Source organism: Mumia sp. ZJ1417 (genome assembly GCF_014127285.1).
GTDB lineage: Bacteria > Actinomycetota > Actinomycetes > Propionibacteriales > Nocardioidaceae > Mumia.
In genome coordinates this window covers 3,282,208-3,305,957 of sequence record NZ_CP059901.1, presented here as the reverse complement: position 1 = coordinate 3,305,957, position 23,750 = coordinate 3,282,208, and the positions used below count along the sequence as shown (strand labels likewise).

Genomic DNA, 23,750 nt, shown 5'->3' with positions numbered 1-23,750 from the left:
GAAACGGAACCTCCAGTAGTGGACTGACGGCTGTCGACACTAGCGGAAGCGCCCCCGTTACCGAAGAGTGACAACCCGACCACTGTCCAGCATCTTGGACAGTTGGTCAAGGTTGTCCTCTCGATCGCTGTCATGGCGGGCCGAGCGCCGTAAACGTGTGAACCCGGCCTCACTGGGCTGTCCGCGCAGCATCAGGGGAGGAAATGCGTTCTCGTACGACCTCCGCGACCAGTGCGGGCTCCGTCCACGGCATCCAGTGGCCTGCGTCGACCTCGCGGCGCTGGAGGTAGTCGACGGCGCGGGGGAGGTCTTCGTACAGGGCGGGGGAGAGAAAGGCGTCGCGCAGCGGGACGACGAGCGTGACCGGAACCGTCGTCGACGCCGGCGCCGGGGTCCGCAGCGCGCGGAAGGCGTTCGCGCGGTAGAGGTTGACGCCGTTCGCGCCATCACGCGCCAGCGAGCCTGACCAGTGCGCGTCGTCGAGGCCCTGCGACCGTACGAGCACCCGGCGGACCGACCGCGTCGCGCGGCGCATGACGAGCTCGGGGACGAGCGGGACCTGGAAGGCCGCGATGTACCAGGACTTCGCGAGCTGCTCGGCCAGCACCCCGAAGCGCCTCCGGGAGAACGCGTCGCGCAGGAACGCCCCGTACAGGCGCAGATCGGGGCCGCTGATCGACACGTACGAGGCGATGCGACCTCGCAGCCGCTCGTCGGAGCCGGAGGCGAACACAGCCGCCCACAGCTGCACCGAGCCCCAGTCGTGCCCGACGAGGTGGACGGGGCCGCCGTCCGGCCGTACGGCGTCGAGGACGGCGACCAGGTCGTCGATCAGCCGCTCGACCCGGTAGCCGTCGCGGTCGGCCGGCGCCGTCGACGCGCCCGCGCCGCGGACGTCGTACGTGACGACGTCGAGGTCGTCGAGCAGGGGCACGACCTTGTCCCACACGTGGTGGTTGTCGGGGTAGCCGTGGACGAGCACGACGGTGGGCCCCGTACGGGTGCCCGTCCGCCTCACCGCGAGGGTCACCCCTGCGGAAGGCACACTGAGGGGAGCGCTGTCACCGGCCATGCTCGGATCCTAGTCCGCGCACCCCGTCCGGCTGTGACGAGGCTCACGGGACTAAAGTCGCGAAGGTTGTACGGCAGCGTACCTGTACCAAAGGACGGCATCACCGTGGATCTGATGGAGTACCAAGCGAAGGAGCTCTTCGCCAAGCACGGGGTTCCCGTGACGCTCGGCGTCGTGGCGAACACCCCCGAAGAGGCGCGCAAGGGCGCCGAAGATCTGGGTGGCGCAGTCGTCGTCAAGGCCCAGGTCAAGGCCGGCGGCCGTGGCAAGGCGGGTGGCGTCAAGTTCGCGCCCACGCCCCAGGACGCCTTCGACCGCGCGAGCGACATCCTCGGCATGGAGATCAAGGGCCTCACGGTCAACCGTGTCCTGATCGCGCCCGCTGCCAGCATCGAGGACGAGTACTACTTCTCCTTCCTGCTCGACCGTGCGAACCGGCAGTACCTCTGCATCGCGTCGGTCGAGGGTGGTGTCGAGATCGAGGAGGTCGCCAAGACCAACCCCGATGCCGTCAAGCAGATCCCGATCGACCCGGGCACCGGCGTCGACGCTGAGAAGGCACGCGCGATCGCGACCGAGGCCGGGTTCCCGGAGCCGGTCTTCGAGCAGGCCGTCACCATGATCGAGGCCCTCTGGAAGGTCTTCGTCGAGGAGGACGCCACGCTCGTCGAGGTCAACCCACTGGCGAAGCTCGCGGGCGACACGCTCGAGGCACTCGACGGCAAGGTCTCGCTCGACGAGAACGCCGAGTTCCGTCACCCCGAGCACGAGGCGTTCGTCGACAAGAGCGCGGAGAACCCGCTCGAGGCGAAGGCCAACGAGCTCAACCTCAACTACGTCAAGCTCGAGGGCCAGGTCGGCATCATCGGCAACGGCGCGGGTCTGGTCATGTCGACGCTCGACGTCGTCGCGTACGCCGGTGAGGCGCACGGCGGCGTGAAGCCGGCCAACTTCCTCGACATCGGTGGCGGCGCGAACGCCCAGGTGATGGCGAACGGACTCGACGTGATCCTCGGCGATCCCGATGTGAAGTCCGTCTTCGTCAACGTCTTCGGCGGCATCACCGCCTGTGACGAGGTGGCCAACGGCATCGTGGGCGCGCTGGACCTGCTCGGCGACGCGGCTACCAAGCCGCTCGTCGTCCGCCTCGACGGCAACAACGTCGAGCTCGGCCGGCAGATCCTCAACGAGCGCAACCACCCGCTGGTCACCCTCGTCGACACCATGGACGGCGCGGCCGACAAGGCCGCCGAGCTGGCGAACGCCTGAGAGGGGACGAGGACATGTCCATCTACCTGAACAAGGACTCGAAGATCATCGTCCAGGGCATCACGGGCGGCATGGGTGCCAAGCACACCGCTCTGATGATCGACGCGGGTTCGCAGATCGTCGGCGGTGTCAACGCGCGCAAGGCCGGCACCACCGTGACGCACAAGAAGGACGGCGCTGAGGTCGAGCTTCCCGTCTTCGGCACCGTCAAGGAGGCGATGGCCGAGACCGGCGCCGACGTGTCGGTCGTGTTCGTGCCGCCGGCCTTCACCAAGGACGCCTGCATCGAGGCGATCGACGCCGGCATCGGCCTGCTCGTCGTCATCACCGAGGGCGTCCCGGTCCAGGACACGGCCGAGGTCTGGTCGTACCTGCAGGGCAAGCAGACCCGCATGATCGGCCCGAACTGCCCCGGCATCATCACGCCGGAGGAGTCGCTGGCCGGCATCACGCCGCACACCATCGCGGGCAAGGGCCCGATCGGCCTCGTGTCGAAGTCGGGCACGCTGACCTACCAGATGATGTACGAGCTGTCGGACCACGGCTTCTCGACCGCCATCGGCATCGGCGGCGACCCGATCGTCGGGACGACGCACATCGATGCGCTCGAGGCGTTCGAGAACGACCCCGAGACCAAGGCGATCGTCATGATCGGCGAGATCGGTGGCGACGCCGAGGAGCGGGCCGCGGCCTACATCAAGGAGCACGTAACGAAGCCGGTCGTCGGCTACGTGGCGGGCTTCACGGCACCCGAGGGCAAGACCATGGGCCACGCCGGCGCCATCGTCTCCGGCTCCTCCGGCACGGCCGAGGCTAAGAAGGAGGCCCTCGAGGCCGCCGGTGTCAAGGTCGGCAAGACGCCGTCCGAGACCGCCGAGCTCATGCGCGAGATCCTCAAGTCGCTCTGACCTGAGGCGCGCCAGCGCAGCGTACGAGGCGCCCCGACCCAGCAGGGTCGGGGCGCCTTCGCGTGTGCCGGGTGGTGCGAGCCGCCCTTAGCGCTGGTCAGCGCCAGTAGGCGAGGCGCTGGGCGGCGCGGTCGGCGACGAGGTTGAACTGGCCCGCGCTCAGGTCGGCGCGCTTGGTGCCGGACTGGGCGACCTCGGTCACCGTGGCTCCGCGACGGACGAGTGCGAGGCGGTAGCTGATCGTCGACTTGCGACCGGTCTCGAAGGTCATCCGCCACGTCTTGCCGCTGTAGCCGGAGCCCTTGACGGCGTTGCCCGTGACGACCGTGGCCGCCTTGTTGCGGTCCTCGCACTTGGCGATGCGCTGCTCGAGCCGCTTGACGAACGTGGCCGCCTGACGCGGTGAACGGAACGTCGCGATCGCCTGGCCGATGCCGAACTGCTTCGGGACAGCCTTGTCGTTGGGGACGACGTAGACGCGCGCACGGGACTTCGCGACGGCGGGGCCCATGAAGCTGGCCCGGTCGCACATCGTGGCCGCAGGGTTGGGGCTCGGGGGCTCGGGCTCCGTCCCGCCCCACGGCTTGGTCTGGCGACCGACCGGCGGCAGGTCGACCGCGGCCAGGAAGCCAGGGTTGGAGGACGTACGGGGGAGCGGGGCGCCCGCGACCTTCGTCGACGTCGTGCACGGCCCGCCGGAGGCGGCGCAGGACAGCCGCATGCTCTCGACGAGCGCCGAGCCGAACGCGGCGACCGAGGGCGCCGCGCCGTCCGTACGGTGCACCAGCACCGAGTTGACGACGCCGGCCTGGATGAAGCCGACGGTGAGCGTACGGGAAGGCGAGCCGAACTCGCGCAGACGCAGGATCGTGACCGGTGAGGAAGCACCGGCGATCGTCGCCGCGCTCGCCATCTGAACCCGGGGGACGGAGCAGTCGGCGTACCACTGGAGGCGTCGCTTGAACGCCGCCTGCGCCGACTCGGTGCTGCGGGCGATCTCGAGCGCCTGGATGGCGAGCTCGGGCTCTCCGTACGCCTCGAACTCACGGACGAAGGTCTTGCGCGGGTCGTCCGTCGCAAACCGGCGTGGCGTGCACGCCGTCAGCGGATCGCCTGCGTCCGAGGCGCGATCGGCGGTGTCGGCGGTGAGCTCGTCGTCCGTCGCCTCGTCGGAGGTCGTGGACACGGTGGTCCAGTCGTGGGACGGGTCGATCCGGCTGGCCTCGGTCGCGTTCATCAGGGATTTGGCGGTCACGGCGTCGCCGGGGCGGGCGCTGCTCACCGGGCGTTCGCCCACCCGGTTGCGCTCCTGTGCCTCGGCCTGGCTGAGCGGTGCAGTCGGCGTGACGATCAGACCCGAGGCGATGACGCCGACGCACGCGGCGGCGACGGCGACGAGCGTGTGGCGACGGCTGCGGCCGCGTGCCTTGTAACGCACCCGGGACGGACTGGGGAGCATGATCTGCTCGGAGACCTCTGACAGGCCCAGCAGGCGACTCTCGACCTGGCCGATGCTCTGGCTCAGCGCCTGCTCGAGCTCGGTCACCGCGTGCTGGGTCTCTGCGACAGCCTCGCTGTCACTGATGCCGACGTCACGGGCGGCGGCCGACAGGTCGAGCTCACCGAGCGTCTGCAGGATGATCAGGCGCCGCGGACGGCTGCCGAGCTCCTGCAGGGCCTCGATCAGCGCGAGGTCGCTGTCGTCCTCGTGGCGCCGCCGCCACGGGCGCGTTCCCCGCGCGAGGCGGGCCTGGCGGAAGGCCTCGCCGCGCACGTATGACAGCGGGTCACGGGCGCGCTGCTTCGCCCAGCCCCGCCAGGCCTTCTCGTACGCCTCCGCGACAGCTTCGGCCGTGACGGAACGGTCACCACACTCGGCGTACGTGAGGTGCGTCACGTACCGGCTGGTGGAGTCGTAGAAGGTGTCGAACTCATCCACCTTCGGCATGACTCGGGTCTCCCTACGGTTGCGGGTCGGGGCGGTGCAGCTGGACGGCCCCCCGGGCGGTGCGCAACGGCGTGCCTCCGTCCCGGCGACCCAGGCTACAGGGACGATGGTCACGATGATCGAGACCTCGGACACCTCAATGCGCCCGCTCCGCACCCGGCCTGGGCAGGACAGCCGACCCGGCTGGGCTGCCGGGGTGATCGCGGCCGTCGTCGCCGCCCTCCTGGGCCTGCTCGTGTGCGGTGGCCTGACCGTCGTCGTCTGGCTCGCGGGGGAGTCCGGGACGGCCGGAGGGGCCCTGCGCGGCGGCGCGATCGCCTGGCTGGCGGCCCACGGGAGCGGCGTGACAGTGGGTCACACCGTGATCAACGCGATCCCTCTGGGGCTGTTCGCGCTGGTGGTGCTGACCCTCCATGCGACCGTCGCTCGCGTCGCCGCAGGCTGGGGCGTCTCCAGCCGCATCCGTGAGGTCGGCGTGGTCGCCGCGACCTGCGCTGCCTCGTACGCGGCCGTGCTCGCCGTGGTGGCGTGGTGGTCGCAGCTCGAGGTGGCCGCTGTCCACCCGGGGCGGGCGGCGATCGCCGGCCTCGTCGTCGGCGGGGTCTGCGGGGCGACCGGAGCCGCGCACGGCACGGGTTGGCTGCGCCGCCATCACCGCGCCTTGCCGCCGACGGCACGGTCGGCGCTGCGCGGGGGGATCGTCGGGGCGATCACCCTCGTCTCGACGGCCGGCCTCCTCGTCGTCGGTGACCTCGTCGTCCGGGCGGACGCGGCAGGCGCGCTGTGGGACGGACTGCGGCCTGGCCTGCTCGGCGGGATCGGCCTGTTGCTCGTGTGCGTCCTCGTCCTGCCCAACCTCGTGCTGTGGACGGTGGCGGCGATGCTCGGGCCCGGGTACGCCCTGGGCGCCGGCACCTCGGTCACGCTGACCTCCAGCACGCTCGGGCTCGTCCCGGCGCTGCCCGTCCTCGCGGCCGTGCCGCCGGCGGGCCCGCGGCCCGGCTGGCTGATCGCGTTCGCCGCGGTGCCGCTGCTGGCGGGCGCCCTCGCGGGCTACGTGACCGTCACGCGGGCCGAGCGGCGCGCGCTCGGTGCCTTCCGTACCGATGTGGTGGCCGGGGCGGCCGCCGGGGCGTTCGCCGGCGCCGTGGTGGGAGTCGGCCTCCTCCTGTCCGGTGGGGCGGTCGGACCAGGCCGGCTGGGCCACAGCGGACCCGATCTGCCGCTCTCCGTGCTGCTCTCGATCGGCGTCCTCGCCGTGGGTGGCGCGGTCGGCGCGGCCGCGGCGCACTATCGTAGTCGCCGTGGAGCAGACGACGACGCCCTTTTTGACCCGTCCACGGCGGACTCCACCCCCCACGGCTGAACGGCCGGCACGGCTGGTCGTCCTCGTCTCCGGGTCCGGGAGCAACCTCCAAGCGTTGATCGACGCCTGCGCCGATCCCGCGTACGGGGCCGAGGTCGTGGCCGTCGGTGCGGACCGTGACGGCATCGAGGGGCTCTCCCGCGCGCAGCGGGCTGGAGCGGACATCTTCGTCCACCGCGTCCGCGACTACGACGAGCGTGCCGACTGGGATGCTGCGCTCACCGCCAGCGTCGCCTCGTACGAGCCCGATCTGGTCGTCTCGGCGGGGTTCCTGAAGCTGGTCGGGGCGTCGTTCCTGACGGCGTTCGCGGACCGCTACGTCAACACGCACAACTCGCTGCTCCCGAGCTTCGTGGGGATCCACGGTCCGCGCGACGCGCTGGCGTACGGCGTGAAGCTCGCGGGAGCGACTTTGTTCTTCGTCGACGACGGGGTCGACACCGGGCCGATCATCGCCCAGGTGGCCGTCCCCGTCCTCGACGACGACGACGAGGACACGCTCATGGAGCGCATCAAGCAAGCGGAGCGTCGACAGCTGGTCGACGCCGTCGGAGCGATGGTCCGCGAGGGCTGGTCCATCGCCGGAAGAAAGGTCACGATCGGATGAGCGACGACGAGGCTCTGCACGACGAAGGACGGCGCCCGATCAAGCGGGCCCTGGTCTCGGTGTACGACAAGACCGGGCTCGAGGGGCTGGCAGTCGGTCTGCAGGCCGCTGGCGTCGAGATCGTGTCGACGGGATCGACCGCGGCGAAGATCGCCGAGGCAGGCGTCCCGGTGACCAGGGTCGAGGAGCTGACCGGGTTCCCCGAGACTCTGGACGGCCGCGTCAAGACGCTGCACCCGAAGGTCCACGCCGGCATCCTCGCCGACCTGCGTCTCGACGCGCACGTCGAGCAGCTGACCGAGCTCGAGATCGAGCCGTTCGACCTCGTGGTCGTCAACCTCTATCCGTTCAGGCAGACGGTGGCCTCGGGCGCATCACCGGACGAGGTCGTCGAGCAGATCGACATCGGCGGACCTTCGATGGTGCGCGCCGCCGCCAAGAACCACCCGTCAGTGGCCGTCGTGGTGGACCCGCGGCGCTACGAGGGTCTGCTCGAGGCGGTGCGGGGTGGCGGCTTCACCCTCGACCAGCGCAAGCGGCTCGCGGCCGAGGCGTTCACGCACACCGCTTCGTACGACATCGCGGTCGCGTCGTGGTTCGAGAGCCTGTACGCGCCGCAGCCGGCGCAGCAGTTCCCGGCGTGGGTCGGCGGCGACTGGGCGCTGTCGACGACGCTGCGGTACGGCGAGAACCCGCACCAGCCGGCCGCGCTCTATCACGGCGACCGGCCCGGCATCGCCAACGCGACGCAGCTGCACGGCAAGGAGATGTCGTACAACAACTACGTCGACGCCGATGCCGCCCGCCGTGCGGCGAACGACTTCGAGGCGCCGGCCGTCGCGATCATCAAGCACGCCAACCCGTGCGGGATCGCGATCGGTGAGGACATCGTCGAGGCGTACGAGAAGGCGCACGCGACCGACCCGGTGTCGGCGTACGGGGGCGTGATCGCGTCGAACCGTCCGGTGACGGTGGAGATGGCGGAGAAGGTCACCCGGGTGTTCACCGAGGTGATCGTCGCGCCGGACTTCGAGCCGCGGGCCGTCGAGGTGCTGACGCGCAAGAAGAACATCCGCATCCTGGTCGCGCCGCTCGACGAGCACCCGCAGCGGATCGAGATGCGGCCGATCTCCGGCGGGCTTCTGCTGCAGTCGCGCGACCACGTCGACGCGCCGGGCGACGACCCGGCGACGTGGACGCTGGCAGCGGGTGAGGCGGCTGACGACGCGACGCTGGCCGAGCTCGCGTTCGCGTGGACGGCGTGCCGCTCGGTGAAGTCGAACGCGATCCTGCTGGCTAAGGGTGGCGGCGCCGTGGGCGTCGGCATGGGCCAGGTCAACCGGGTCGACTCGTGCCGTCTCGCGGTCGATCGTGCGGGCACGGACCGTGCGCGTGGCTCGGTCGGGGCGTCGGACGCGTTCTTCCCGTTCGCCGACGGGCTGCAGGTGCTGATCGACGCCGGCGTGCGGGCCGTGGTCCAGCCCGGCGGTTCGGTGCGCGACGAGGAGGTCGTTGCGGCGGCGAACGCAGCGGGGATCACGATGTACTTCACGGGATCGCGCCACTTCTTCCACTGACGTACGACCCGACATCACGACCCGACGTTGCACCCCCGAATCCGGGGTGCAACGTCGGGTCCTTTCGTCGGGTCTTCCGTCATCCACAGGGTACGAGCGGGCGGAGCCGAATCCGGGCCAGGATCGTGCGCATGTCGGACGAGCTCGAGACGCAGTGTGGCGTGCTGACCACCGCCCAGGCGCTGCAGCACGTCGGTGAGAAGCGGCTCCGTGCCAAGGTACGGAACCGGCTGTGGCAGCAGCCTTATCGCGGAGTCGTCGTCACGCACAACGGGCCACTGACCCCCGAGCAGGCAACCTGGGCGCACCTGCTGGCCTGCCCGCCCGGCTCTGTGCTCGGCGGCCTCTCGGCCCTCGAGCAGGACGGCCTGACCGGATTCCCGCCGGACGCGACGTACGCCGTCATCCCGGACCACGCGCGCCGCCCCGAGCGAGACGGGCTGGTGGTGCACTCGAGCGTCTACCTCGACGAACGCGACGTGCATCCCCTCCGTACGCCGCCGCGGACGCGCACCCCACGCAGCATCGTCGACGCGGCGAGCTGGTCCGAGGCACCTCGCCGTGCGCGTGCGATCGTCCTCGCCAGCGCGCAGCAGGGGCTCGTCCGTACGCGCGAACTGCGTGATGCCCTCACGCGGCGGGGGACGTGCCGCCACCGCGCGCTGATCGTCGAGTCGTACCTCGATGCCGCGGGCGGGATCCAGTCGCTGCCCGAGCGCGACTTCGACGCGATCCGGGGGCGGCTGCGCCTTCCCGAGCCGACGCGGCAGCGGCGCGTGCGACGCAAGGACGGCAAGTACTACCTCGACGTGGCGTGGGACGAGTACGAGCTCGCGATCGAGATCCACGGCATCCCGCACATGCGCGTCCTCCAGTGGGACGCCGACCTGCTCCGCGCGAATGAGATCGTCATCGGCGGGCCGAAGCTGCTGATCTTCAGCTCGTACGCCGTACGCCACGAGTGCGAGGTCGTCGCGGACCAGCTCCGGAGGTTGTTCGCGAATGCCGGCTGGCACGCGTGACGCACGTCAGAGCGCGTACGCGGCGACCTCGACGGAGGGGAGTGCGGCGAGGAGCGCGCCGGGGAGCACGAGCTTGGACCCGCGGATGCCCGACCCGATCAGCGCCCACTCGAGTGCGGCCGCCCGTTCGTCGACGAGCACCGGCCAACCCTTCGGTGCCCCGACGGGCGTGATCCCGCCGTACTCCATGCCCGTCGTCTCCGTCGCCCACTCCGTCGGCGCGAAGGACAGCTTGCGTACGTCGAGCCGCCTGCGGATCGCGCCGTTGACGTCGGCACGCGTGTCGGCGCGGACCACGCACGCGGCCGCACGCTCCTCACCGGCGCGCCTGCCGAGGACGACGACGCAGTTCGCGGACGCCTCGAGCGGCACCTCGTACGCCTCGGCGAACGCTGCCGTGTCCGCGAGCGCGGGGTCGATCGCACAGACCCACGCCTCGTCGGCGGCCTGCCCGAGCGTGCCGCGAGCGGCCGCCACGGGATCGGCCAGCAGGTCCAGACGATCGAGCGCGGGGACGAGGTCGAGGGTTCCGAGGCGAGGGCTCACCCTCGAAGTCTGGCATGGGAGACTTCGAGGGTGAGCGCACAGATACTCGACGGCAAGGCCACTGCCGCCGCCATCAAGGCCGACCTCACCACGCGGGTCGCCGCCCTCGCCGAGCGCGGTGTCCGGCCAGGACTCGGCACGCTGCTCGTCGGCGACGACCCCGGCAGCCAGATCTACGTGGCCGGCAAGCACCGCGACTGCGCGCAGGTCGGCATCGAGTCGATCCGCGTCGACCTGCCGGCCAGCGCCACGCAGGACGAGATCCTCAAGGCGGTCGCCAGCCTCAACGCCGACCCCTCCTGCACCGGCTACATCGTGCAGCTCCCGCTCCCCAAGGGCATCGACGAGAACGCCATCATCGGGGCGATCGATCCCGACAAGGATGCGGACGGCCTCCAGCCGACCAACCTCGGGTGGCTCGTCCTCAACGAGCCCGCGCCGCTCCCGTGCACGCCGCGCGGCATCGTCGAGCTGCTGCGCGCCGGTGGTGTGCCGATCGCGGGGCAGCACGTCGTGGTCGTCGGCCGCGGCGTGACGGTCGGGCGCCCGCTCGGGCTGCTCCTCACTCGCCGTACGGAGAACGCCACCGTCACGCTGTGCCACACCGGTACGCGCGACCTGGCGGCCGAGGTCGCTCGCGCCGACATTGTCGTCGCCGCAGCAGGCGTGCCGTCGATCATCACCGCGGACATGGTGAAGCCTGGTGTCGCCGTCCTCGACGTCGGCGTCAGCCGTGACGCCGACGGCAAGATCGCAGGCGACGTCGACGCCGGCGTCGCCGAGGTCGCCGGCTGGGTCTCGCCCAACCCGGGTGGGGTCGGGCCGATGACGCGGGCGATGCTCCTCCAGAACGTCGTGGAGGCCGCCGAGCGCGCCGCCGGCCTGGCATGACACGCGGGACGGGTGGGGTCGGAGGGACCCAGATGTTCGCCGCGCTGGTCGCCGCGCTCGCCGTCGGTCTCGGCCTGGTCGCGTTCGGTGCCTGGCGTCAAGGCATTGCGCTCCTCGGTGCCGCTCTCGTCCTCGGGTCTGCGGTGCGCGCGGTGCTCCCCGAGGCGCGCGCAGGACTTCTGCGCGTGCGAGGGAAGGCCTTCGACTGCGGATGGATGCTGGTCCTCGGGGCGGCGCTCGTGACGCTCGCGTTCGTCGTGCCGCGCGGATTCACCGGCTGACGGGCGTACGGAGCGCTACGCTGCGGGCATGATCCGCCTGCTGCTCAACGTCGCGATCGCGCTCGGATCGAGTGCCGTCGGCATTCTCGTTGCCACCTGGGTGCTCGACGACATGACGGTGGAGCCTAGTGGCTTCGTCGTCGCGGTGCTTGTCTTCACGCTCGCTCAGGCGATCCTGTCGCCGTTCATCACAAAGGTGGCTGCGCGCAACGCGCCGGTGTTCCTCGGCGGCATAGGGCTCGTCTCGACGCTCGTCGCGCTGATCATCGCGAACGTCTTCACCGACGGCCTCTCGATCTCAGGCGCCACGACGTGGGTGCTGGCCTCGCTCATCGTGTGGCTCGTGACGGCGGTGGCAGCGTTCTTCCTGCCGTTCGTCGTGCTGCGCAACCGGCGCCAGGACGACGCGCCGCGCCGCTGACGAATGACGTAGGACCCGACAGAAGGACCCGACGTTCCACCCCGGATCTGGGGTGAAACGTCGGGTCCTGATGTCGGGTCCTACGTCAGTGGCTCAGATCAGGCCGAGCTTGGTGACCGCGTCGCGCTCCTCGGTGAGCTCGGCGACCGAGGCGTCGATCTTCGCGCGCGAGAAGTCGTCGATCTCTAGGCCCTGGACGATCTCCCAGTCGCCGCCCTTGGTGATGACGGGGAACGACGAGATGAGGCCCTCGGGCACGCCGTACGAGCCGTCGGACGAGACCGCCATCGAGACCCAGTCGCCCTCGGCAGAGCCGAGAAGCCAGTCGCGGGCGGCGTCGATCGTGGCCGATGCGGCGGATGCGGCGGACGAAGCGCCGCGCGCCTCGATGATGGCGGCGCCGCGCTTGGCGACGGTGGGGATGAAGTCGTCGGCGATCCAGGCCTGGTCGTTCACGACCTCGGCGGCGTTACGGCCGGCGATCTCGGCGTGGAAGATGTCGGGGTACTGGGTGGCCGAGTGGTTGCCCCAGATCGTCATCTTGGTGATGTCGGTGACCTTCGCGCCGGTCTTGGCGGCCAGTTGCGAGATGGCGCGGTTGTGGTCGAGACGCGTGAGCGCGGAGAAGCGCTCGGCCGGGATATCGTGCGCGTTCGTCTTCGCGATGAGCGCGTTGGTGTTGGCCGGGTTGCCGGTCACGCCGATGCGGATGTCGTCGGCAGCGTGGTCGTTGAGCGCCTTGCCCTGAGCGGTGAAGATCGCGCCGTTGGCCTCGAGCAGGTCGCCGCGCTCCATGCCCTTCGTGCGGGGGCGGGCGCCGACGAGCAGCGCCAGGTTGGCGCCGTCGAAGATCGTGTTGGCGTCGTCGCCGATCTCGACCGAGTCGAGCAGCGGGAAGGCGCAGTCGTCGAGCTCCATCACGACGCCCTCGAGCGCCTTGAGCGCGGGCGTGATCTCGAGCAGACGCAGCTGGACCGGGGTGTCCGGGCCGAGCAGATCGCCGGCGGCGATCCGGAAGAGCAGGCTGTAGCCGATCTGACCGGCGGCGCCGGTGACGGCCACCTTCACGGGTGTTGCGCTCACGACATCTCCTTGGAGTACAGGGCGTACGACACGTACGTCCTCACGACGCTAGCAAGCCGGGTCCGTACGCCCTGTGACGGGGTACGGACCCGGCTCGCGCAGTGGAACGGCGTACCGGCCGTCGCGCTCAGCGGTCGCTGTCTCCCACGACGTCGATGTCGCTGCGATCGACCCCGGTGATGAAGACGAAGGTCGCCCCCGCGATGGCTGCGCCAATCAGCGGTGCCAGCAGGAACACCCACACCTGAGCGAGGGCGTCGACGCCGGCGAACCAGGCGACACCCAGCGACCTGGCGGGGTTCACCGACGTGTTGCTGACGGGGATCGAGATGAGGTGGATGAGGGTCAGCATGAGGCCGATCGCCAAGGGCGCGAAGCCGACGGGAGCACGCTTGGACGTCACGCCCAAGATCACGTACAGGAACATCGCGGTCATCACGACCTCGCACAGGAACACCGACCACAGGGCGTAGCCGCCGGGCGAGCGGTCGTCGTACCCGTTGGTGGCGAAGCCGCTGTCGACCGCGGAGAACCCGTCGACACCGTTGGCGATGGCGAGGAGGACAGCACCGGCGAGGGTCGCACCGATGATCTGGACGATCCAGTAGGGGAGGACGTCCTTCCACGGGAATCGCTTGGCGACCGCGAGCCCAAAGGTCACTGCGGGGTTGAAGTGAGCGCCGGAGATGTGGCCGACGGCGTACGCGCCGGTGAGGACGGTCAGGCCGAAGGCGAAGGCGACGCCGAGGTGTCCGACGCCGAGGTTGCCCGCGTCGGTGAGGAACACGGCAGCGAGCACCGCCGTGCCGCAGCCGCCGAGCACCAGCCAGAACGAGCCGAGCAGCTCGGCTCCGAGTCGTGAGCGAAGGTCGGGTGTCATCGGGTCCCCCTCGTACGAGGACGTCCCCCTGACGCCCCGTCCGTCTCGCATTGTGCTCGCCTTCAGCGCGGAGCGCGCGCGACACGCCCGATTTGTCCCGTATGGGGGTGAGCAAGTTCACGCCTGTCGGACGGGAATTGTTCTCTCCAGCAACTTATTGTGGAAGTGATGACCTCCACCACGACACCCCGCCGTACCCGCACGCCCCGAACCCTGCGTGAGCGCCGAGACGTGCGACCCCAGAACCTCGTGCTCGCCCTCCTCGCGCTGGCGCTGGGCGGTTTCGCGATCGGGACGACCGAGTACGTGACGATGGGGCTGCTCCCCGAGATCGCCGACGGGGTCGGTGTCTCGATCCCGAGCGCTGGCCACGTCATCTCGGCGTACGCGGTCGGCGTCGTCATCGGCGCTCCGGTCATCGTCTCGCTCACGGCGCGCCTGCCCAAGCACGCCCTCGCGATCGGACTTGTCGCCGCCGTCGCGCTCGGCAACCTCCTCACCGCCGTCGCGCCGACCTACGAGACGCTCCTCGGCGCGCGGTTCATCGCAGGCGTGCCGCACGGTGCGTACTTCGGCGTCGCCTCGCTGGTCGCGGCCTCGTTGGTCTCGCCTCAGCGCCGCGGCCGCGCCGTCGCCTCGGTCATGCTGGGCCTCGCTGCCGCCAACCTCATCGGTGTCCCGGCGAGCACCTTCCTCGGGCAGCTGCTCGGATGGCGCGCGGCGTACTGGGTGGTCGTCGCGCTCGCCGTGGTCACGATGGGATTCATTGGCGCCTTCGTGCCGCAGCAGCAGCGTGACACCTCGGCGACCGTACGCCGCGAGCTGCGGGCTCTGCGGCAACCGCAAGTGCTTCTGACCGCCGGAGTCGGCGCGGTCGGCTTCGGCGGCCTCTTCGCCGTCTACAGCTACATCGCGCCGATCACCACCGACGTGACAATGCTGAGCGCGGGGTTCGTGCCGTGGGTGCTGCTCGTGTACGGCGTGGGCTCGATCGCCGGCACCGAGCTCGGGGGACGGCTCGCCGACCACGCGCTGTTCGCATGGCTGTGCGCGATGCTGATCGCGATGGCGCTGCTCCTGGCGCTGTTCGCCTACACCGCGCAGCACGGCCTGCTCCTGCTGCTCGGCGTCTTCCTGCTCTCGACCGCAGCGGCCGCGCTCGGAATGCTGCTCCAGATGCGCCTGATGGAGGTCTCCGGCAGCGCGAAGATGCTCGGTGCCGCCCTCAACCACTCGGCGCTCAACGCCGCGAACGCGCTGGGAGCCTGGCTCGGCGGCGCGACGATCGCTGCAGGGTTCGGCTACCTGGCGACCGCGTGGGTCGGCGTAGGCCTGTCGCTCGCCGGGCTGGCGATCCTCATCGTGTCTGCGTGGCTTTACCGCGGCGAGCGCCTCTCCCTCTCGCTGGCGCACTGACGCCGTCCCCGCTACTTCCGTTGGGCCCCACGGAGAGTCGTGGCCCCACCGCAAGGTTGCGGTGGGCGCGCCGCTCTGCGTGGGGCCCAACGGAAAGGGTCAGGCGGGTACGGGGGAGTGGGCGCCGTTGACCGCGGCGGTCTCGTGCAGCCACACCGACGCACCGTCGGCGAGGCCACGCTTGAGCGCCTCGGAGCGGGTGAGCTGCACGAGGATCGGATCGCCGCCCTCGGTTGGCGTCACCTCCAGGCGCACCTCGTAGCCGATGCGTGTCCACCGCGTGACCGTGCCCGGTACGGCGTCCGGGACGGGCGAGGTGGTGACCTCGATGTCGTGCGGGCGGACCAGACGGTCGCCGAGCGTGGTGACGGGGCCGAGGAATGACAGGACGAAGTCCGACGCCGGCTGGTCGTACAGCTCGTCCGGCGTGCCGATCTGCTCGATCTTGCCCTGGTTGATCACCACGATCTGGTCGGCGACCTCGAGGGCCTCCTCCTGGTCGTGGGTCACGAACACCGTCGTCACGTGCACGTCGTCGTGCAGACGGCGCAGCCAGTCACGCAGCTCCTTGCGGACCTTCGCGTCGAGCGCGCCGAACGGCTCGTCGAGCAGCAGCACGCTCGGCTCGATCGCGAGTGCGCGCGCGAGCGCCATGCGCTGACGCTGTCCGCCCGAGAGCTGGGAGGGATAGCGATCGGCGAACTGCTCCAGGTGCACCAGGCGCAGCATCTCCGCGACGCGCTCGGCGACCTGCTTCTTGGGCTGCTTGCGGATCTCCAGGCCGAACGCGACGTTGCGCGCCACGGTCATGTGCTTGAACGCCGCGTAGTGCTGGAACACGAAGCCGACGTTGCGCTTGCGTGCCGGGAGGCGGGTCGCGTCGGTGCCCTCGATCTCGACGGTGCCGGAGTCGGCGTTCTCGAGCCCGGCGATGATGCGCAGCAGGGTCGACTTGCCGCCGCCGCTAGGGCCGAGGAGTGCAGTGAGCTGGCCCGTCGGGACCGACAGATTGATGTCTTCGAGGGCCACGAAGTCGCCGAAGCGACGGCCGACCCCTGCGATCTCGATGCTCATGCTGGGTCCTTCTGAGTGGGGAGGGGAGTGGCGACGGTGGCGCCTGCGGTGCTGGCCGACTCGCTGTGGCCGGGCCGCAGCATCGTGACGACGATCAGCGCGAGGACGGCGGCCGCCGCGAGGACGAACGAGGACGCGTATGCGGCGGTCTGCTCGAAGTTCTGGTACTTCTCCTCGACGACGAGCGTGGCCGTCTGGGTCTGACCGACGACGTTGCCGGACACGATCTTGACCGCACCGAACTCGCCGAGGGAGCGGGCGAGGCTCAAGACGACGCCGTAGACCAGCGCCCAGCGGATCGCCGGGATCGTGATGCGGCGGAACGTCTGCCACGCGTTGGCGCCGAGGCTGCGCGCGGCCTGCTCCTGCTCCGTCCCGATCTCGGTGAGGACCGGCACGATCTCCCGGATCACCAGCGGCAGCGACACGAACGCCGTCGCCATGATGATGCCCGGTGTCGCATAGATGACCTGGAGCCCCGAGTCCTCGAGCGCAGGGCCGAACCAGCCGTTCGTGCCGCCGTACGCGAGCAGCAGCGCGAGGCCGACGACGACCGGCGAGACCGACAGCGGAAGGTCGATCAGCGCCGACAGCATCCGGCGTCCCGGGAACGTGTAGCGCACCAGGAGGATCGAGATCAGGATGCCGAAGACGGTGTTGATGACCACGGCCCACACGGCCACGATCAGCGTGAGCTGGAACGCGTACGCGGTGGTCTCCTCGGTGAGCGCGTCGACGAAGGTCCCGACGCCTTCGGCGAACGCATTCTTGGCGACCAGCGAGACCGGCCACACGATGAGGAGGCCGAGATAGACGAGCACGATCGTGCGCAGCGCATAGCGGATGAGGCCGTTGCCGGTCATCGTCGCGCCACCCGCCTCGCGATGACGTCGAGGGCGACGATCGCGAACAGGGCCACCAGGAGAAGCAGCGACGCGACGGAGGCGGCGGCCGCCATGTTGCCGTTCTCGATGTAGGTGAGGATCCGGACCGACGTGACCTCCGTACGCATCGGGAGGTTGCCCGACAAAAGCACCAGCGAGCCGTACTCGCTGATCGCGCGGGCGAACGACAGTGCGGCGCCGGCGGTGATAGCAGGCGCGAGCGCCGGGAGGAGGATGCGGCGGAACGTCGTGAACGTGCTCGCGCCCAGCGATGCGGCAGCCTGCTCGGTCTCGATGTCGAGCTCGAGCAGGACGGGCTGGACCGTGCGGACCACGAACGGCGTCGTCACGAACAGCAGTGCGAGGAAGACCGCGATCCGGGTGTTGGCGACGTCGACGCCGATCGGGCTGTTGGGACCGTAGAGGCTGAGCAGGACGAGGCCGGCGACGATCGTCGGCAGCGCGAACGGGATGTCGATGATGACTTCGAGGATGCGCTTGCCCCAGAAGCGGTCACGCACGAGCACCCACGCGATCAGCGTGCCGAAGACGACGTTGGTGAGGGTGACGACGAGCGCCTCGCCGACCGTGAGCGTGATCGCCGCCCACGTCTGGGGCTGCGAGATCGTGTCGACGAAGGTCGCCCACCCACCCTCCGTCGTCGTGAGGACGACCGCCGACAGCGGCAGCATCACGAGGATGCTGAACCAGATCAGCGCGATGCCCAACCCCACCCCGGCGGCGGGGGTGAGGGCGGTTGCCGCGCGGGCGCGGCGCCGGGGTCCCCGGCGCCGTACCTGCGTGAGTGACGGAGAGGTCACGACTTGCCCGTCTCCTGCTGGATCTTCGTGACGATGCCGGCGTTCTCGTCGAAGAACTTCTTGTTGATGGCCTCCCAGCCGCCGAGGTCACCGTCGATGGTGAAGAGCTTGGTCGGCGTCGGGAACGGGTTCTCCGGGTCGTTCGCGCCCTCGACCTTGCCGACCTCGACGCTGTCGCTGATCGGGCGGAAGCCCTTGGACACGTACTGCTCCTGGCCCTCGTCGCTCAGGACGTACTCGAGGAACGCCTCGGCCTTGGCGTCGCCGTCCTCGAGCACCGCGCCCGGGTTCTCGATGAGGAGCGTCTCGTCCGGGACGACGTACTCGAACTTCTCGCCCTGCTGGCGGGCCAGGATCGCCTCGTTCTCGTACGAGATCAGGACGTCGCCGGTGCCGGCCTGGAAGGCCGCCGTGGCGTCACGGCCCGAGCCGGGAAGCGCGGCGACGTTCTTGAAGAACTTTGTCAGGTAGGCCGTCCCCGCGGCGTCGCCGCCGTCGTCGGCGGCCTGCTGCCAGCCGGCGAGGATGTTCCAGCGCGCGGCGCCCGACGAGCCCGGGTTGGGGGTGACGATCGAGACGCCCGGCTTGACGAGGTCGTCCCAGCTCTGGATGTTCTTGGGGTTGCCCTCGCGGACGACCAGCACGACGACCGAGTCCGTGACGATGCCCTTGTGCTCGCCGTCGTCCCAGGTGTCGGCGACGAGGCCGGCCTCGACCAGGCGCGTCACGTCGGGCGAGATGGAGAAGTGGACGTAGTCGGCCTTCAGGCCACCCGCGACCGCACGGCTCTGGTCGCCCGAGGCGCCGTACGACTCCTTCCAGACGACACCCTCGCCCGCATCGGTCTTGGCGAACTCCTTCTGGGCCGCATTGTTGCCGGCCTTGGGCACCGCGAACCCGACGAGCGACAGCGTCGTCTTGGAGCTGTCAGCGTCTGCACCGCCGCAGGCCGACAGCCCCAGCGCGGCGGCGAGCGCGGTGGTCGCGGCAATCAGGCGGGTCAACCGCTTGCGTGTGAACATGTCGTGCCTTTCGAGCGAGCGCGATGATGCGCTGTTGATAGTGACTTACTAATCCCGAGTAGATTACTGGACTATAGCGAGAGAAAAGCGCGCTGGCGAGGATTCTCACGATGTGGGCGAGGCGCTCAGGCGCGAGGCGTCAGGGGGGAGAGTCGCTGGAGCGTCAGGAGAAGACGACGGTACGGGTGCCGTTGAGGAGCACCCGCTGCTCCGCGTGGAGGCCGACCGCGCGCGACAGCACGCGCGTCTCGACGTCGCGGCCCGCCTGGACCAGCGCGGAGGGGTCCTGCTGATGGCCGACGCGGGTCACGTCCTGCTCGATGATCGGCCCCTCGTCGAGGTCGGCCGTCACGTAGTGCGCGGTCGCGCCGATCAGCTTGACGCCGCGCGTGTGGGCCTGGTGGTACGGCTTGGCGCCCTTGAAGCTCGGCAAGAAGCTGTGGTGGATGTTGATCGCGCGCCCCTGGAGCCGGCGGCAGGCGTCGTCGGACAAGATCTGCATGTAGCGCGCGAGGACGACCAGGTCGATGTCGAGCTCGTCGACGAGCGCGAACATCTGCGCCTCCGCCTCCTCCTTGGCGCCCGCGACGACGCGAACGTGGTGGAACGGGACGTCGTACGAGCGCGCGAGCCGCTCCAGCGTGGTGTGGTTGGAGACGACCGCGCCGATCTCGATGTTGAGCGCGCCGATGCTCTGCCGGAACAGCAGGTCGTTGAGGCAGTGCCCTTCCTTGGACACCATCACCAGGGCGCGGCACGGCGCCTCCGCGACCCCGAGGTCCCACGCCATCGCGTGCTGCTCGGCGACCGGGACGAATGCGTCCCGCAGGGCCTCGAGGTCGTACGGGTCGACGACGCTCTCGAAGTGCACCCGCACGAAGAAGCGCGCGGCACCCGCGTCGGTGAACTGCTGCGCGTCGAGGATGTTGCCGCCACGGTCCACGATCCAGGAGGAGATCGCGTGCACCAAGCCCGGTCGATCGGGGCAGGTGAGGGTCAGGACGTACGTGGCGGCGGTGGACATGAGCGCTAGCGTACGGAACGAACCGTACGCAGATGACGCGGGCGTTCGTACAGCAGCACGGCGACCAGCCCGAGCACCAGCACCGCGGCGGGGAGCAGGAGCGACTGCGACATGGCCGCGCTGAAGCCTTCGCGGGCGGCGTCGGGAAGCGATGCGGCGTCAGGCGCAGCGCCCGCGCCACCGACGGGGAGCTCGGCGGTGAGGCGCGCCTGCATCAGTGCCGCGATCGCCGCGCTGCCGAGGACGCCGCCCACCTGGCGCATCGTGTTGTAGACCCCTGCTCCGGCTCCGGCGCTGCTCATCGGGAGGTTGCGGGTCGCTGTGGAGGCGATCGGTGCCCACATGAAGCCGTTGGCGACGCCGAGCAGGCCGACGGGCAGCAGGATCTGCCAGACCGGGGCGGTGGGCGACAGCACCAGAGCCAGCCACGTGAGCGCCACGATGAAGGAGAGCAGACCGGTCGCGGCGAGGAGGCGCGGATGCACCCTGTCGGCCATCGTGCCCACCCACGGGGCGAGGGTGGCGGCGATCACCGCCATCGGGACGAACAGCAGGCCCGCCTGCGTCGGCGACCACTCTCGGACGGACTGGGCCCAGAGCATCAGCGGAAACGCCATCGCGGTGATACCGAAGCCGACGGTCGTGATCGCGGCGTTGGACAGCGAGAAGTTGCGGTCCTTGAACAACCCGAGCGGCACGAGCGGCTCCGCGCGGTTGACGGCCTGCCAGACCACGAACAGGGCCAGCACCACGAGGCCGAGACCGATCAGCCGCCAGACGGTGACGACGCCCGTGATCGTGCCCCAGTCGTACGTCTCGCCCTCCTGGAGGCCGAAGACGAGGAGGAACATGCCGACCGCGCTCAGCGCGACGCCGACGAGGTCGAAGCGATGGGAGAGCGTCGGGAGGTCGGGGACCAGGCGCACCGCGAGGACGAGGGCGACCACGCCGACCGGCACGTTGACGAAGAAGATCCACTCCCACCCGAGGGAGTCGACGAGCACGCCGCCGAGGAGCGGGCCGACGAGCATCGCGACGCCGGCTACGGCGCCCCACAGGCTCATCGCGCGGCCGCGCTTGTCGGCCGGGAAGGTGCGCGTGATGACGGCCATCGTCTGCGGCGTCATCATCGACGCGCCGAGGCCCTGGAGCACACGGGCCCAGATCAGCTGCTCGATCGTGCCGGTCAGACCGCACCACAGCGACGCCGTGGTGAAGACGACCAGGCCCGTCAGATAGACGCGCTTGGGACCGAACCGGTCGCCGAGCCGGCCGGTGACCAGCAGGGGGGCCGCGTACGCCAGCAGGTAGGCCGAGGTGACCCAGACGACGGACGCGACCTCGGCATCGAAGGCAGCCATGATCGTCGGCGTCGCGACCGACACGATCGTGGAGTCGACGAGGATCATGAAGAACCCGATCACCAGCGCCCAGAGCGCGGGCCACGGGCTACGGGTCTCGGTCTGGGCCGTTCCGGGTGCGGTCACGGCAGATCACCGTACTCCCGGACGACGACAGCCCCCCGGCCGGTGCGGCCGCGGGGCTGTCGAGAACGGATGGGATCAGGGCTCAGGCCTGGGCGGACCCCTGGTCGGCCTGCTGCTTGGCGACCTCGGCACGGACCTCGTCCATGTCGACCTCGCGCACGGCGTCGATGACCTGCTCGAGCGCCTGGGCGGGCAAGGCACCGGGCTGGTTGAACAGCAAGATGCCGTCGCGGAAGGCCATCAGCGTCGGGATCGAGGTGATCTGCAGCGCACCAGCGAGCTCCTGCTCGGCCTCGGTGTCCACCTTGGTGAAGGCGATGTCGTCGTTCTTCTCGGACGCCGCCTCGAAGACGGGGGCGAACTGGCGGCACGGGCCGCACCAGGAGGCCCAGAAGTCCACCAGGACGATGCCGTCGCCGGAGATGGTGTCCATGAAGCTGTCGGCGGTCAGGGCAGTGGTTGCCATGTCACGTCCATTTCGATCGGGTACGTCTGTGCGTCTGTGGGGTTCAACAGCGGACGGGCCCGCAGGATTCCCCGCCGGTACGTCCACCGTACGGGCCACCGGGTTCGGACGACGCGGAGTCGGCAGTGCCGAGGCCAAGGAGTGGGCATTTCACGGAATGGTGTTCCATTCGGGCCTTCAGCGGCGATAGTGTCCGGCCATGTCTCGTCGAGGCGAGCGACGACTCCCGCGCGTGCTGCGAAGGAAGCGCTCCCCGGGCGAGGTGGTGATGCTCGCCCTCCTGACGTCGGGCGTGGGGCTGATCATCGTGGTGATGCTGCCGATCGGTTGGCCGCGAGCGTTTGACGGTGCCGTCTTGCTCGCCGGACTGGCGCTGCTCGTCGCGTGGGCGATCGTCGACTTCGTGTCGGCCGCCCGCCGCCCGGAGGAACCGCGCTGGTCGTTCGCGGTGCGGCGAATCGGGCTTGCGCTGAGCCACGTCGGCTTGATCGTCATCCTCGCTACCACGGGGGTGCTGTTCGTCTTGCCTGAGCCGCCGTTCTGGCTGTGGGCGGTCCGCCTCGTCGGCGTCATCGTGTACGGCATCGGCGAGCTCATCGAGCTCGCCGAGACACGGGAGGAACGCGCGCATCAGCGTCAGCGTGACCGCGAGCATCGGGCCTACGAGTATCGGCGCCGGGAGGCGGAACGCTCCGCCGCGGCCGCGGCCGCGGCAGAAGCTACGGCCGAGATTGCCCGTACCCAGGCCGCCACGATCGCCCTGGACCGCCTCCGGCGCCGAGAAGAAGCTACGCGTCGGCGAACCGGTGAGGGTGGGCCGGATAGACGCCCATGACCTGCACCTCGGTGGAGAAGAACGCCAGCTCCTCCAGCGCCCGCGCCAGCGGCGGGTCCTTAGGATGGCCGTCGACCTCGGCGAGGAACATCGTCGCCGTGAACGTGCCGCCCACCATGTAGCTCTCGAGCTTGGTCATGTTGATCCCGTTGGTCGCGAAGCCGCCGAGCGCCTTGTAGAGCGCGGCGGGGATGTTGCGGACGTTGAACACGAAGGTCGTCACCGTCGGCCACTCGCCCTGCGGGGGGATCTCGGGGTGCCGTGAGAGCACGACGAAGCGCGTCGTGTTGTGCTCCTCGTCCTCGACGGTGGTCGCGAGCGTCTCGAGCCCGTACGTCCGCGCGGCCAGCGGCGTCGCCAGCGCGGCCTTGGTGGGGTCGCCCCACTCAGCGACCTCGCGTGCCGCGCCTGCGGTGTCTCCGGCGATGACGGGGGTGAGCCCGAGCTCGCGGATGATGCGCCGGCACTGCCCGAGCGCGTGGACGTGGCTGTGGACCTCGGTGATCGACTCCAGCGTCGCGCCGGGGACGGCGAGCAGGTCGAAGTGGATCGGGAGGAAGTACTCGCCGACGATGTGCAGCCCCGACGTCGGAAGGAAGTGGTGGATGTCGGCGACGCGGCCGGCGAGCGTGTTGTCGATCGGGATCATCGCGAGCCCGGCCCGGCCGTCGGTGACCGCCGCGAACGCGTCCTCGAACGACGCACAGGCCAGCGGCTCCCAGTCGGGGTAGGCGTCGGCGCACGCGATGTGCGAGTTGGCGCCGGGCTCGCCTTGATAGGCGATGCGGCGGGGGAGATCGAGGTCGAGGCTCACGGCGCCCATCATCGCACCGGGCTCCGTACGTCGACG

The 23,750-nt window shown here is 70.1% G+C and carries 24 protein-coding genes; 11 read left to right on the top strand and 13 right to left on the bottom strand.

Going from position 1 to position 23,750, the window contains the following annotated elements; translation table 11 throughout:
• Positions 1 to 169 precede the first annotated feature (169 nt).
• Positions 170 to 1,072 (bottom strand): alpha/beta fold hydrolase, encoded by a 903-nt coding sequence (locus tag H4N58_RS16060; protein WP_167005449.1) that lies wholly within the window; start codon positions 1,070 to 1,072, stop codon positions 170 to 172.
• Between the two features lie 105 nt (positions 1,073 to 1,177).
• Between H4N58_RS16060 and sucC the strand changes: the two genes are divergently transcribed.
• Together sucC and sucD are read left to right on the top strand one after the other, a co-directional pair.
• Positions 1,178 to 2,341: an ADP-forming succinate--CoA ligase subunit beta gene (gene sucC, locus H4N58_RS16055; RefSeq protein ID WP_167251661.1), complete on the top strand. Its 1,164-nt coding sequence runs from the start codon at positions 1,178 to 1,180 to the stop codon at positions 2,339 to 2,341.
• A gap of 14 nt (positions 2,342 to 2,355) precedes the next feature.
• The gene (sucD, locus tag H4N58_RS16050) at positions 2,356 to 3,249 is read left to right on the top strand and encodes a succinate--CoA ligase subunit alpha (RefSeq protein ID WP_167005443.1); all 894 of its coding nucleotides are present in this window, start codon (positions 2,356 to 2,358) and stop codon (positions 3,247 to 3,249) included.
• 97 nt (positions 3,250 to 3,346) lie between these two features.
• On the opposite strand, the gene H4N58_RS16045 is transcribed toward sucD, so the two are convergent.
• Positions 3,347 to 5,197, bottom strand: coding sequence for a sensor domain-containing protein (locus tag H4N58_RS16045; RefSeq protein ID WP_167005440.1), 1,851 nt, complete (start codon positions 5,195 to 5,197; stop codon positions 3,347 to 3,349).
• 115 nt (positions 5,198 to 5,312) lie between these two features.
• Between H4N58_RS16045 and H4N58_RS20455 the strand changes: the two genes are divergently transcribed.
• The 4 genes from H4N58_RS20455 to H4N58_RS16030 all read left to right on the top strand — a co-directional run bounded on the left by H4N58_RS20455 (position 5,313) and on the right by H4N58_RS16030 (position 9,769).
• Positions 5,313 to 6,563 carry a DUF6350 family protein gene (locus H4N58_RS20455; protein ID WP_220471277.1) on the top strand — a complete coding sequence of 417 codons (1,251 nt, stop codon included), beginning with the start codon at positions 5,313 to 5,315 and terminating at the stop codon, positions 6,561 to 6,563.
• A complete protein-coding gene (purN, locus tag H4N58_RS16040; protein ID WP_220471309.1) occupies positions 6,526 to 7,170 on the top strand; it encodes a phosphoribosylglycinamide formyltransferase in 645 nt (214 codons plus the stop codon). The genes H4N58_RS20455 and purN overlap by 38 nt, the downstream gene beginning before the upstream one ends.
• Positions 7,167 to 8,747 (top strand): bifunctional phosphoribosylaminoimidazolecarboxamide formyltransferase/IMP cyclohydrolase, encoded by a 1,581-nt coding sequence (gene purH / locus H4N58_RS16035; protein ID WP_167005435.1) that lies wholly within the window; start codon positions 7,167 to 7,169, stop codon positions 8,745 to 8,747. The genes purN and purH overlap by 4 nt, the downstream gene beginning before the upstream one ends.
• A 131-nt stretch (positions 8,748 to 8,878) precedes the next feature.
• Entirely contained in the window at positions 8,879 to 9,769 is an 891-nt protein-coding gene (locus tag H4N58_RS16030; protein WP_167251662.1) for a hypothetical protein, read from the top strand.
• Between the two features lie 6 nt (positions 9,770 to 9,775).
• Here the strand turns inward: H4N58_RS16030 and H4N58_RS16025 are convergent, their stop codons facing one another.
• On the bottom strand, positions 9,776 to 10,315 hold the full coding sequence (locus H4N58_RS16025) for a YbaK/EbsC family protein (RefSeq protein WP_167251663.1): 540 nt from the start codon (positions 10,313 to 10,315) through the stop codon (positions 9,776 to 9,778).
• A gap of 30 nt (positions 10,316 to 10,345) precedes the next feature.
• Here H4N58_RS16025 and H4N58_RS16020 point away from each other — a divergent pair, with 30 nt between their 5' ends.
• From H4N58_RS16020 to H4N58_RS16010, 3 genes are read left to right on the top strand one after another with little or no spacing between them, the layout of a single operon-like run.
• The gene (locus H4N58_RS16020) at positions 10,346 to 11,206 is read left to right on the top strand and encodes a bifunctional methylenetetrahydrofolate dehydrogenase/methenyltetrahydrofolate cyclohydrolase (RefSeq protein ID WP_167251664.1); all 861 of its coding nucleotides are present in this window, start codon (positions 10,346 to 10,348) and stop codon (positions 11,204 to 11,206) included.
• A 32-nt stretch (positions 11,207 to 11,238) separates the two neighbouring features.
• Complete coding sequence (locus tag H4N58_RS16015) at positions 11,239 to 11,487, top strand: DUF3017 domain-containing protein (protein WP_167005423.1); 249 nt, start codon at positions 11,239 to 11,241, stop codon at positions 11,485 to 11,487.
• A gap of 28 nt (positions 11,488 to 11,515) precedes the next feature.
• A complete protein-coding gene (locus tag H4N58_RS16010; protein ID WP_167005420.1) occupies positions 11,516 to 11,908 on the top strand; it encodes a phage holin family protein in 393 nt (130 codons plus the stop codon).
• A 93-nt stretch (positions 11,909 to 12,001) separates the two neighbouring features.
• Here H4N58_RS16010 and H4N58_RS16005 read toward each other — a convergent pair whose 3' ends face one another.
• Complete coding sequence (locus tag H4N58_RS16005) at positions 12,002 to 12,991, bottom strand: malate dehydrogenase (protein ID WP_167251665.1); 990 nt, start codon at positions 12,989 to 12,991, stop codon at positions 12,002 to 12,004.
• A 127-nt stretch (positions 12,992 to 13,118) separates the two neighbouring features.
• Positions 13,119 to 13,871: an aquaporin Z gene (gene aqpZ / locus H4N58_RS16000; protein ID WP_167005414.1), complete on the bottom strand. Its 753-nt coding sequence runs from the start codon at positions 13,869 to 13,871 to the stop codon at positions 13,119 to 13,121.
• A 168-nt stretch (positions 13,872 to 14,039) separates the two neighbouring features.
• Here aqpZ and H4N58_RS15995 point away from each other — a divergent pair, with 168 nt between their 5' ends.
• Entirely contained in the window at positions 14,040 to 15,287 is a 1,248-nt protein-coding gene (locus H4N58_RS15995) for an MFS transporter (RefSeq protein ID WP_167005412.1), read from the top strand.
• 99 nt (positions 15,288 to 15,386) lie between these two features.
• Here the strand turns inward: H4N58_RS15995 and H4N58_RS15990 are convergent, their stop codons facing one another.
• From H4N58_RS15990 to trxA, 7 genes are all read right to left on the bottom strand, one after another.
• Positions 15,387 to 16,361: a sulfate/molybdate ABC transporter ATP-binding protein gene (locus tag H4N58_RS15990; RefSeq protein ID WP_167251666.1), complete on the bottom strand. Its 975-nt coding sequence runs from the start codon at positions 16,359 to 16,361 to the stop codon at positions 15,387 to 15,389.
• Positions 16,358 to 17,224, bottom strand: coding sequence for a sulfate ABC transporter permease (locus tag H4N58_RS15985; RefSeq protein ID WP_167251667.1), 867 nt, complete (start codon positions 17,222 to 17,224; stop codon positions 16,358 to 16,360). Before H4N58_RS15985 ends, H4N58_RS15990 begins: the two co-directional genes overlap by 4 nt.
• Complete coding sequence (gene cysT, locus H4N58_RS15980; RefSeq protein ID WP_167251668.1) at positions 17,221 to 18,066, bottom strand: sulfate ABC transporter permease subunit CysT; 846 nt, start codon at positions 18,064 to 18,066, stop codon at positions 17,221 to 17,223. Before cysT ends, H4N58_RS15985 begins: the two co-directional genes overlap by 4 nt.
• On the bottom strand, positions 18,063 to 19,088 hold the full coding sequence (locus tag H4N58_RS15975; RefSeq protein ID WP_167251669.1) for a sulfate ABC transporter substrate-binding protein: 1,026 nt from the start codon (positions 19,086 to 19,088) through the stop codon (positions 18,063 to 18,065). Before H4N58_RS15975 ends, cysT begins: the two co-directional genes overlap by 4 nt.
• A 163-nt stretch (positions 19,089 to 19,251) precedes the next feature.
• Positions 19,252 to 20,112 (bottom strand): formyltetrahydrofolate deformylase, encoded by an 861-nt coding sequence (purU, locus tag H4N58_RS15970; RefSeq protein WP_167005398.1) that lies wholly within the window; start codon positions 20,110 to 20,112, stop codon positions 19,252 to 19,254.
• A gap of 5 nt (positions 20,113 to 20,117) precedes the next feature.
• Positions 20,118 to 21,599 carry a DHA2 family efflux MFS transporter permease subunit gene (locus H4N58_RS15965; RefSeq protein WP_167251670.1) on the bottom strand — a complete coding sequence of 494 codons (1,482 nt, stop codon included), beginning with the start codon at positions 21,597 to 21,599 and terminating at the stop codon, positions 20,118 to 20,120.
• A gap of 82 nt (positions 21,600 to 21,681) precedes the next feature.
• Positions 21,682 to 22,065 carry a thioredoxin gene (gene trxA, locus H4N58_RS15960; RefSeq protein WP_167005394.1) on the bottom strand — a complete coding sequence of 128 codons (384 nt, stop codon included), beginning with the start codon at positions 22,063 to 22,065 and terminating at the stop codon, positions 21,682 to 21,684.
• Positions 22,066 to 22,333: 268 nt separating this feature from the next.
• Here trxA and H4N58_RS15955 point away from each other — a divergent pair, with 268 nt between their 5' ends.
• Positions 22,334 to 22,900 carry a hypothetical protein gene (locus H4N58_RS15955; RefSeq protein WP_167005392.1) on the top strand — a complete coding sequence of 189 codons (567 nt, stop codon included), beginning with the start codon at positions 22,334 to 22,336 and terminating at the stop codon, positions 22,898 to 22,900.
• Here H4N58_RS15955 and H4N58_RS15950 read toward each other — a convergent pair.
• Entirely contained in the window at positions 22,854 to 23,714 is an 861-nt protein-coding gene (locus tag H4N58_RS15950; RefSeq protein ID WP_243845150.1) for a prephenate dehydratase, read from the bottom strand. The genes H4N58_RS15955 and H4N58_RS15950 overlap by 47 nt on opposite strands.
• Positions 23,715 to 23,750: the final 36 nt, after the last annotated feature.

Excerpts from the sequence above, each read along its gene's own strand:
- H4N58_RS15955 (WP_167005392.1), top strand. The coding sequence starts at position 22,334 with ATGCTCGCCCTCCTGACGTCGGGCGTGGGGCTGATCATCGTGGTGATG.
- H4N58_RS15995 (WP_167005412.1), top strand. The coding sequence starts at position 14,040 with ATGACCTCCACCACGACACCCCGCCGTACCCGCACGCCCCGAACCCTG.
- H4N58_RS20455 (WP_220471277.1), top strand. The coding sequence starts at position 5,313 with ATGATCGAGACCTCGGACACCTCAATGCGCCCGCTCCGCACCCGGCCT.
- sucD (WP_167005443.1), top strand. The coding sequence starts at position 2,356 with ATGTCCATCTACCTGAACAAGGACTCGAAGATCATCGTCCAGGGCATC.
- H4N58_RS16010 (WP_167005420.1), top strand. The coding sequence starts at position 11,516 with ATGATCCGCCTGCTGCTCAACGTCGCGATCGCGCTCGGATCGAGTGCC.
- H4N58_RS15975 (WP_167251669.1), bottom strand. The coding sequence starts at position 19,088 with ATGTTCACACGCAAGCGGTTGACCCGCCTGATTGCCGCGACCACCGCG.
- aqpZ (WP_167005414.1), bottom strand. The coding sequence starts at position 13,871 with ATGACACCCGACCTTCGCTCACGACTCGGAGCCGAGCTGCTCGGCTCG.
- H4N58_RS15985 (WP_167251667.1), bottom strand. The coding sequence starts at position 17,224 with ATGACCGGCAACGGCCTCATCCGCTATGCGCTGCGCACGATCGTGCTC.
- trxA (WP_167005394.1), bottom strand. The coding sequence starts at position 22,065 with ATGGCAACCACTGCCCTGACCGCCGACAGCTTCATGGACACCATCTCC.
- H4N58_RS16030 (WP_167251662.1), top strand. The coding sequence starts at position 8,879 with ATGTCGGACGAGCTCGAGACGCAGTGTGGCGTGCTGACCACCGCCCAG.
- H4N58_RS16060 (WP_167005449.1), bottom strand. The coding sequence starts at position 1,072 with ATGGCCGGTGACAGCGCTCCCCTCAGTGTGCCTTCCGCAGGGGTGACC.
- H4N58_RS15990 (WP_167251666.1), bottom strand. The coding sequence starts at position 16,361 with ATGAGCATCGAGATCGCAGGGGTCGGCCGTCGCTTCGGCGACTTCGTG.
- H4N58_RS16015 (WP_167005423.1), top strand. The coding sequence starts at position 11,239 with ATGTTCGCCGCGCTGGTCGCCGCGCTCGCCGTCGGTCTCGGCCTGGTC.
- H4N58_RS16045 (WP_167005440.1), bottom strand. The coding sequence starts at position 5,197 with ATGCCGAAGGTGGATGAGTTCGACACCTTCTACGACTCCACCAGCCGG.
- purH (WP_167005435.1), top strand. The coding sequence starts at position 7,167 with ATGAGCGACGACGAGGCTCTGCACGACGAAGGACGGCGCCCGATCAAG.
- purU (WP_167005398.1), bottom strand. The coding sequence starts at position 20,112 with ATGTCCACCGCCGCCACGTACGTCCTGACCCTCACCTGCCCCGATCGA.